Origin of the sequence: Sphingopyxis sp. (assembly GCF_016463645.1) — a bacterium.
In the GTDB taxonomy this organism is placed as follows: domain Bacteria; phylum Pseudomonadota; class Alphaproteobacteria; order Sphingomonadales; family Sphingomonadaceae; genus Sphingopyxis.
Genome location: NZ_JAEMQX010000135.1, coordinates 1 through 9101, shown reverse-complemented (window position 1 = coordinate 9101; position 9101 = coordinate 1). Strand labels below are relative to the sequence as shown.

General features: G+C 67.3%; 9 protein-coding genes. 5 read left to right on the top strand and 4 right to left on the bottom strand.

Translation table 11 applies throughout. From position 1 onward, the window contains the following. The first annotated feature begins 131 nt into the window (after positions 1-131). Genes pyrE through JHC57_RS18955 form a run of 5 tightly spaced genes read left to right on the top strand, consistent with a single transcriptional unit; the run spans position 132 to position 3849 of the window. Entirely contained in the window at positions 132-719 is a 588-nt protein-coding gene (pyrE, locus tag JHC57_RS18975) for an orotate phosphoribosyltransferase (RefSeq protein ID WP_294032044.1), read from the top strand. Continuing rightward, positions 716-1465 carry a pyridoxine 5'-phosphate synthase gene (locus tag JHC57_RS18970; RefSeq protein WP_294032043.1) on the top strand — a complete coding sequence of 250 codons (750 nt, stop codon included), beginning with the start codon at positions 716-718 and terminating at the stop codon, positions 1463-1465. The genes pyrE and JHC57_RS18970 overlap by 4 nt, the downstream gene beginning before the upstream one ends. After that, positions 1462-1863: a holo-ACP synthase gene (gene acpS, locus JHC57_RS18965; protein WP_294032041.1), complete on the top strand. Its 402-nt coding sequence runs from the start codon at positions 1462-1464 to the stop codon at positions 1861-1863. The genes JHC57_RS18970 and acpS overlap by 4 nt, the downstream gene beginning before the upstream one ends. A gap of 7 nt (positions 1864-1870) precedes the next feature. Then, positions 1871-2707 carry a signal peptidase I gene (gene lepB / locus JHC57_RS18960; protein WP_294032039.1) on the top strand — a complete coding sequence of 279 codons (837 nt, stop codon included), beginning with the start codon at positions 1871-1873 and terminating at the stop codon, positions 2705-2707. Between the two features lie 17 nt (positions 2708-2724). After that, entirely contained in the window at positions 2725-3849 is a 1125-nt protein-coding gene (locus JHC57_RS18955; RefSeq protein ID WP_294032037.1) for an AI-2E family transporter, read from the top strand. A 33-nt stretch (positions 3850-3882) separates the two neighbouring features. On the opposite strand, the gene JHC57_RS18950 is transcribed toward JHC57_RS18955, so the two are convergent. The 4 genes from JHC57_RS18950 to JHC57_RS18935 form a co-directional block, all read right to left on the bottom strand. Then, entirely contained in the window at positions 3883-4413 is a 531-nt protein-coding gene (locus tag JHC57_RS18950; RefSeq protein WP_294032035.1) for an FKBP-type peptidyl-prolyl cis-trans isomerase, read from the bottom strand. A 452-nt stretch (positions 4414-4865) separates the two neighbouring features. Then, positions 4866-6206 (bottom strand): hypothetical protein, encoded by a 1341-nt coding sequence (locus tag JHC57_RS18945; RefSeq protein ID WP_294032034.1) that lies wholly within the window; start codon positions 6204-6206, stop codon positions 4866-4868. A gap of 242 nt (positions 6207-6448) precedes the next feature. After that, positions 6449-8251 carry a sensor domain-containing diguanylate cyclase gene (locus tag JHC57_RS18940; RefSeq protein WP_294032032.1) on the bottom strand — a complete coding sequence of 601 codons (1803 nt, stop codon included), beginning with the start codon at positions 8249-8251 and terminating at the stop codon, positions 6449-6451. A 100-nt stretch (positions 8252-8351) separates the two neighbouring features. Beyond that, positions 8352-8963 (bottom strand): TetR/AcrR family transcriptional regulator, encoded by a 612-nt coding sequence (locus JHC57_RS18935; RefSeq protein WP_294032030.1) that lies wholly within the window; start codon positions 8961-8963, stop codon positions 8352-8354. Positions 8964-9101 lie beyond the last annotated feature (138 nt).

Genomic DNA, 9101 nt, shown 5'->3' with positions numbered 1-9101 from the left:
CGCGGGCGCTATAGACCCGCTTGCCGCTTGCCTCAAGCATCTCTAACACTATTTTGCGGCTGGATAATCTGCGCCGCCAAAACCCGGTCGTCCGCTCGGGACGACGTACAGGACATAAAGAATAATCTCCCATGACCGACGATGAAATCCTGGCCGAGTTCCGCGCCGCCGACGCCCTGCTCCAGGGCCATTTCCTGCTCTCCTCGGGCCGCCACAGCGAATATTATCTGCAGTGCGCGCGCGTCCTGATGGACACCGAGCGTGCCGGGCGCCTCGCCGTCGCGCTCGCCGCCAAATTGCCGCGCGACCTCCGTCAGGCCATCGACATCGTCGTCTCGCCCGCGATGGGCGGGGTGATCATCGGCCATGAAATGGGCCGCGCGCTCGGCAGGCCCGCGATCTTCGTCGAGCGCCCGACCGGCACCTTCGAACTGCGCCGCGGCTTCGCGATCGATCCCGGCGCCAGGGTGCTGATGGTCGAGGACGTCGTCACCACCGGCCTCTCGTCGCGCGAGGCGATGGAGGCGGTGCGCGCCGCCGGCGGCGAGGTCGTCGCCGAGGCCGCGCTCGTCGACCGCTCGGCGGGCAGCGTCGATCTCGGCGTCCCCTTCTATCCGCTCGTCGCGATCAACTTCCCGACCTATGCCGCCGACGAACTGCCGCCCGAACTCGCGGGAACCGAAGCGGTGAAGCCCGGCAGCCGGAGCAAGGCGGCTTGACCGGCCCCGCGTCCTCGCGTCTGCGGCTCGGCGTCAACATCGACCATGTCGCGACGATCCGCAACGCGCGCGGGGGCGAGCATCCCGACCCGGTGCGCGCGGCGGAGATCGTCGCGGCGGTCGGCGGCGACGGCATCACCGCGCATCTGCGCGAGGACCGGCGCCACATCCGCGACGACGACCTCGCGCGCATCCAGGCGGCGACCGACCTGCCGCTCAATCTCGAAATGGCGGCGACCGACGAGATGCTCGGGATCGCGCTGCGCCATATGCCGCACGCCGCGTGCATCGTTCCCGAAAAGCGCGAGGAGCGCACGACCGAGGGCGGACTCGACGCGGCGGGCCAGCATAATCACCTCGCCCCCATCGTCGCGCGGCTTTCCGACGCGGGCATCCGCGTCAGCCTGTTCATCGAGCCCGACCCGCGCCAGATCGAGGCCGCGATGCGCCTTCGCGCGCCCGTCGTCGAATTCCACACCGGCCGCTACGCGCATGTCGGGGGCGAGGAACGCGCCGCCGAGCTCCGCCGCCTCGCCGACGCCGCGGCGCTCGCGTGGAAGAACGGTATCGAACCGCACGCCGGGCACGGCCTCACCTACGAGAATGTCGTCCCCGTCGCCGCGATCCCGCAGCTCGCCGAACTCAACATCGGCCATTATCTGATCGGCGAGGCGATCTTTACGGGCCTCGAGGATGCGGTGCGCCGGATGCGCGCGCTGATGGACGAGGCGCGAGGCGCGCTGTGATCATCGGCCTCGGCTCGGATCTCTGCAATATCGAGCGCATCCAGGCGTCGCTCGACCGCTTCGGCGAACGCTTCGAAAAGCGCGTCTTCACCGACATCGAGCGCGCCAGGGCCGCGCGCCGCCCCTTCACCCGCGCCGGCACCTACGCGAAGCGGTTCGCCGCGAAGGAGGCCTTCTCCAAGGCCGTCGGCACCGGCTTCAAGCGCGGCGTGTTCATGAAGGATATCGGCGTCGTCAATGCCCCCTCGGGCGCCCCGACGCTCGCGCTCACCGGCGGGGCGGCCGAGCGGCTCGCGCAGATGGTCCCGCCCGGCCACAGCGCGCAAATCCATCTGACGCTGACCGACGACCATCCGTGGGCGCAGGCCTTCGTCATCATCGAAGCAATCAAGGACTGATATTTTCATGGTCAGGAAAAAGGCAAGGGATGACGGCGGCTGGGGCAAGCTGATCCGCGATGTCGTGGTGATATTGCTGCTCGTGCTCGGCATCCACAGCTGCGTCGCCAAGCCCTTCTATATCCCGTCCGATTCGATGATGCCGGTGCTGCGCAACGGCGACCGGCTGATCGTCAGCAAATATCCCTATGGCTGGTCCTATTCGTCGGTGAGCTTCCATCTCGCGCCCAGGGTCGCGGGCCGGATCTTCGGCAGGCTGCCCGAACGCGGCGATATCGTCGTGCTCGAACATCCGGTGACGCGCATCGACTATATCAAGCGCGTGATCGGCCTGCCCGGCGATCGCGTAGAGCTTCGTAACGGCGAACTCAGCATCAACGGCAAGCCGGTGAAGCGCGAGGTCCAGCCGATGCTCGCGATCCCGGTCGACCTCAACACCCCCGGCCCAGACAGCAGCCTGTTCCGCTTCGTGAACCGCGACGCGAGCGGCAAGGAGGTGCTCGAACTGCCGATCGTGCGCGAAACGCTGCCCGGCGGCGCGACCTTCGACACGATCGACATGGGGCCGGGATACGCGACCGACGATTATGGCCCGGTCACCGTGCCCGCGAATCACCTGTTCCTGATGGGCGACAACCGCGACGGCAGCGCCGACAGCCGCGTCGATACGAGCCAGAAGGGCCTCGGCGGCCCCGTTCCGTTCGACGCGATCGCGGGGCGCGCCGAGATCATCAGCTTTTCGACCGATGGAACCGCCCGGTGGTATAACCCATTGAGCTGGTTTAACGCCCTCCGGTCGGGACGCGCGGGAACCGACCTGCGGCCCGGGCGTCAGGGCGAATAGGCAACGGGGAACACGGCATGGCGGCGACACGAAAACCAGCAGCAACGCGCACCGCCGCTTCCGCCGCCGCCAAGGCCGAGGCGCATCGGGAAGCCCCCGGCCCCACCGAAATCCGCAGCCAGCTCGTCCGCGGCGAGTTGCTCAAGGCGGGCGTCTGGATCGGCCTCGCGCTCCTCGTCGGCGTCTGCATCGTGCTGATCCAGCCGATCCTGCTGATCTTCGCCGGGATCGTCATGGCCTCGATGCTCGACGGCGGGACGCGCCTGCTCGGCCGCATCTTGCCGATCGCACGTGGCTGGCGCCTGCTCATCGTCTGCCTCTCGCTCCTCGCCTTTCTCGGCTGGACGATCATTTTCGCGGGCTCGCAGATCGCCGATCAGGCCGCGACGCTGCAAACCGTGGTGATGGCGCAGATCGAGCGCATCGCCGCCTGGGCGAGCGACCATGGCATGGGCAATCTCCAGCTCGATACCAAGACGATCACCGACAATATCGCCGGCACCGTCGGCCGCGTCACCGCAGCGGTGGGTACCGTGCTCGGCGGGCTCACCAGCCTCGTCATGATCATCGTTCTCGGCATCTTCATCGCGATCGAACCGCGCCTCTACGAGCGCGGCGTCGCATGGATGCTGCCGATGAAGTCGCGCGAGAATTTCTACATCACCACCGCGCGCATGGGCTTCACGCTGCGCCGCCTGATGGCGGGCCGCCTGCTCGGCATGCTCGTCGAGGGGGTCGGCACCTGGCTCGCCTGCCTTGCCGTCGGCATCCCGATGGCCGCGCTGATGGGCCTCCTGACCGGCCTCCTCGCCTTCATTCCCAACATCGGCGCGATCGTATCGGGCGTGCTGCTCGTGCTCGTCGGCTTTTCGGCAGGGACCGATACCGGGCTCTGGGCGATCGCCATCTATTTCATCGTGCAGACGGTCGACGGCTATCTGATCGTCCCGATGGTCGCCAAAAAGACGGTCGACCTCGCCCCCGCGCTCGTCCTCGGCGCGCAGATCCTCTTCGGCGCGCTGCTCGGCCTGATGGGCCTGTTCCTCGCCGACCCGATCGTCGCGATGATCAAGGTCGCATTGGAACGCGAGGCCGAACGCAACGCCGGTGCGGCCGATACGAAAACGGCGGCGGGCACCTAGCCCGCCGCCGTTCCGGTTTCCTGTGATCGCCGGTCAGCGTTGCGGCGCGCCCGGCGGCGGCCCGGCCGGACCACCGGGGGCGCCCTGCATCATCTGTTGCTGCTGCATCTGTTGCATCTGCTGCTGCATCGCCCGAACCTCGGCTTCCGAGCGGAAGTCGAGCAGCGTCACGTCGAAGTGCAGCGTGCTGCCCGCCGGGATCGGCCCGACGGCGCGGTCGCCATAGCCGAGCTGCGCGGGAATGGTGATCTTGTATTCGCCGCCCTTCTTCATGCGCGTCAGCGCTTCGGAAAAGCCCGGAACGACCTGCGCGACCTGCATCGGCGCCTGTTCGTTGGAATCGAACACCGTGCCGTCGTCGAGCTTGCCTTCATATTTGACCAGCACGACATCGGCCTTGGTCGGGCTCGGCCCGGTGCCTTCCTTGACGACCTCGAACCCGATGCGCGGGGTCATGTGCCAGGCAAAAGCCGCGCCCGCGACGAGCAGCGCCGCGAGGCCGAACCACATCAGCCACAGCCCGCCCTTGCTCACCGGACGCAATGGAACCGTCGTTACGCTCATCTTGGATGATCCTTCCGCTGCCCCGGCCGGGGCGAAAATGCTGGCGAGGCCTATAGGCGGAGCGGCGCGCGGCGGTCCAGAGGCAATATGTGTGTGGAGCACGAACGGTGACGTCGGGTTCGGGGTGGGAAGCGGACGGCAAGCCACGCCGCTTCGTCATCCCGGGCTTGACCCGGGATCCCGCTTCTTATGGCGGAAGAGCAGGTTTCGATTTCAAGCGGGACCCCGGATCAAGTCCGGGGTGACGATGATGGCCAGGTCAGCTTCCGGTCGTTTGCGGACAGCCAGAACGCGTTTGGGAAATCGACAATCGGACGTTGTCCCTCTTCCGGCCCCGGCGCCGCGCAAGGTGTCGCCGCCGCAGGATACTGCGGCGACATTCTGGACGCGCCATCCGCGCCTCTTCTCCGGCAAACCGCGCGGCCGCCGGCATGCGCGGTCGCTCATCGGGCTCAGAAACCGACGGTCATGCCGGCCCGCGCGGCGGTCTTGCCGCGGCGGTTGAATCCCGACGCCACGCCCGCATTGAGCGCAACGTGCGGATTCAGCAACACCCCCATCTGGATCGACCCCGCATGCGCGCCATCATAGGTGGCGACATTCGCGGTCAGGTTGAACCGCATGTCGGGCAGGAAAGCGTTGCCGCTCAGCGCGGAAGCGACCGCCGCCGAACTCGAAATGCGGTCATCGAGGATCGTCATCCGCGATTCGAGCTGATCGAGCCGCGTCGACACGGTGTCGATCCGCTGGGCCAGCGCATTGTCGGCGGCGAGCCGCGACGACATCTCGTTCGCAAGACTGGTGGTCAGGTTCGTCGTCGACGCCTCCTGCACCGCCAGTCGCTGCGAAATCTGCAGATCGACCTGCTGACGCACCGCCGCCTCGGCGTCGAGCTGGGCCTTGTTCACCGCATCCCCGGGCGCGACCGCCGCGCCAAGGCCGGTGATGCGACTGCCGTTCATCTCGATGCCTTCGCTCACCTCCACCCGGGGGGTGATCAGGCCATTTTCGTCGAGGCGCGTGGTATCGACGGCCTCGACATCATATTGCAGGCCGAAGGGCGCCACAAACTGATCGGATCGCCCCGGTATGCCGATGAGGCCCGGGTCGCTCACCAGCGTCGCCGTGCCGGTCAGCCGGCCGAAGACGATCGCGTTGGTCCTGCCCTCGCCGCCAGTCATCCTGTATCCTCCCGCCACGGCGGTCGAATTGCCGTTGACGATGTTCGCGGGGTCGACCGAGCGCAGATGATAGGACCGATCGAGCCCATTCGCCCCGCTGGATTCGAGGTCGACGTTGATCGACCGGACGACGGTCGAAAAATCGCTATATTCGTCAAAATAGGACCATTCGTTGCCCGCCGGCGGGGTCGCGCTCGTCGTCCGGTCGATCAGTTCGCCGCGATAGGTCGTGGTGACATCGGCCGACTGTGTCCCGTCCTGGAAATAGATATTCGGATCGGCCGCCTCTGCGGTCGTGGGCAAATAGGGGCGTCCCTCGACCTTCAGCAAACCGTCATAGCTGACGTCGAAGGTGCCGTTCACGACCGAATATCCCGGATATATCGGCGAGGGCTCCACCGTGACCGGGCCGACCGGCGTGACCGTGCGCGTTCCGATATTGGTGCAGGGCGGTATCGTATCCGCGGCCGATCCCTGTCGGACGCAGTCGACGTCGCCCATCGGCGCGGTTGGAATATCGAGTTGGGCCTCGGCCAGGACAGGTATCGAAGCCGCCGTGAAAGACATGGCAAACAGCGAAGCGCGGATCGTGCGCCGAAAATCGATGATCATGAATATCTCCCTGAAAACAGCGCGACAACAATCGGCCGCCGCCCCACCGGAGCGTCGATGACAATCTCCGGATTTGCAATGAGGATCGCTTCGGCGATGGGCGAACGAGCCCCGCGGGCGCCGCGCCATCCCCGGGAAGCGGCAACCGGGTAGCGACGTCAGCTCGCTGGGGCCCCGCTTTTAGGGGAGGTGACGAAGGCAGATGGGCTGCGACGTCCGCAACCGGCCGCAACCCCGCACCCTCAAGCCGCCATGCGCAGCCGGTTCCGCCCCTCGCGCTTCGCCGCATAGAGCGCCTGATCGGCGCGGTGCAGCAGCTCCTCGACGTCGGGTTCGCCGTCATAGATCGCCAGTCCGACGCTGATCGTCGCCTCGGGCAGTCCGTCTTCGGCCGCGGTGCCGGCCTCGACCGCCTTGCGCATCCGTTCGGCGACGATTTCCGCCGCCTGCGCGCTCGCGCGCTGGAGGATGCAGACGAACTCCTCACCGCCGATGCGGCCGACCAGATCCTCGTCGCGCAGCGCCGCCTTGGCACGCTGCGCGACGCGGTGGATCACCCGGTCGCCCGTTGCGTGGCCGTGCGCATCGTTGATCCGCTTGAAATGGTCGATGTCGAAGATCGCGACCGCCAGCGGCGCGCCATGATCGCGCGCGCCCGCCAGCGCCTTTTCGAGGAAGGCCAGCGTATGGCGCCGGTTCGGCAGACCGGTGAGCATGTCGGTGTTGGCGACGCGTTCGGCCGCGCTCCGTGCCGCCTCCAGGATTCGCGCATTCTCGACCGTCTCGGTCACATCCTGCACCGTCCCGAAGATCGCGACCGCCTGACCGCCGCGCCCGGTTTCGATCGATCCGTGCGATTTGACGTGGCGGATTTCGCCGTCGGCGCGCCGGATGCGTCCCTGAAATTCGAACGGCTCGCCCGTGCGCACCGCCTCTTCGAGAATCTTGCGCACCGCGTCGCCGTCCTCGGCGACATATTGCCTGACGCTATAGCTGACGTCGACCGGCGATCCGGGGATGAGCCCGTGGATGCGATAGGCCTGATCGGACCAGTGGATCGTCCAGCCGATCAGGTCGACGCGCCAGTGACCGACGAGCGCCGCGGCCTCGGCCTGCAGCAGCCAGCGGTTGCTCTGTTCCAGCCGTTTCGCCAACCGCTGGCGCACGACCAGCAGCGCCGCCAGCGGCAGCGTCGTGAACAGGAGCGAAAGGAGATAGAATTGCAGGAACAGCACTTTGACCTTCGGCGCCTCCTCGATCGCGGCGATCGGGCCATAGCCCTGTCCGGTCAGCAGCGATGTGATGATCGTCACGATCAGCATCCCCGCCGCGGCGCCGAAGGGGCCAAGGCGATAGGCGGCGGCGACGACCGCCATGCACGGCAGGAAGGTCAGCGGGAAATGCGCCTGCGTGAACGCGACGATCGTGGCGAGGGCGGCCCCGGTCAGGATTCCCGTCGCCTCGGCCTTCATGGCCGTCGACGCGTTGCCCAGCGCCCTCGTGCCGACCATGCGCGCGAGCATCACGATCGGCGGTGTGACGATCAGCATGCCGAGCAGCACCGTCGTGAACCAGGACAGGAAGAAATCGAGGGTCGTGCCGGTCAACAGCCCGACCAGCGTCCAGACGAGCGCCGCGCTGATCGCGCTCGCGCCCAGCGCCGCGGCGCAGAAGATGGCGACCGAGCGCGGCACCATGAACGACAGTTCGCCCGGCTCGCGGCGGCGGATCAGCCACAGCGCGACCGCGGCCTCGCATCCGTTCGCGATGGTATAGGCGAAGCAGGAGGCGATCGGCACGCCGCCCGATATATTCGCCGCGAGGCTCGCGGCGGCCATGCCCGCAAAGGATATGAGGCGCGTGGGACGATGGTCGGGCATCATCAGCAACAGCGCGAGAAAATAGCCGCTCGGCGGCCAGACCGCCGCGATATTGTCCGCGCCTTTCGTCGCGTACAGCGCCAGGCTGGCCAGCAGGAAATATCCCGTTGCCGTCAGCAGCAACCAGAAGACCGCTTCGACTCTGGGGGACAGCGGCTGGGTCATGCCGCCAGATAAACAGAAACGGGAAAATAAACCGCTAATTTATTCGGCGGGCCGCGCCGCCGCTTTTGCCGCGGCCGGCGCCGCGCGCCATCGCGGCAACTTAGCCGACACCGCCAAAGGTCAGCCCGACGACTTCCCGCACCTTCGCCTCGTCCCATTCGATGCGCCGGTCGAGGATCAGCATCGCGAGACCGTGCACCAGCGCCCAGGCGTGCAGCGCCGCGGTGTCGGGGTCCGCGACGCCGGGCAGCGCCTCCCCGACCCCCGCGCGAAGCAGGTTATAGGCGACCTCGCCGCCGTCCTTGCTGTCGTCGGGGCAGCGTTCGGACATCTGGCGCGTGAAGCTCAGCCGGAACAGCGCCGGCTCGTCATGGGCGAAGCGGACATAGGCGATCCCCGTCGCCTTGAAGCCCGCGACCCCGCCGCCGGCCTTGAGCCACGCCTGCGCCTGCAGCGCGCCCAGCCGCCGCAGCCCCTCGTCGGCAAGCGCGTCGAGCAGCGCCTCCTTGTCGGGGAAATGGCGATAGAGCGCGGTCGCGCTCACCCCGACGTCGCGGGCGAGCGCGCGCAGGCCGAGTTCGGCGCCGTCGCCTTCGCCCAGCCGCGCGAGCCCCGCCGCGATCACCGCCGCGCGCAGGTCGCCATGATGATAGGCGCCCGCCGCCTTCGCGCCGTCGCTTTTTATGTTGACACTGTTATCTTTGCTGGCCATCATGTTGTCACTGTAAACATATCGAGTCGTCCGCGCAACCCCACGCCGCGCGGCACTTTCGCCAACATCCGCAAGGAGCAACATCATGGCAAGCAACGTCGAAACCCTCATCCGCGGCGCCGTCACCAAAGGCATCGT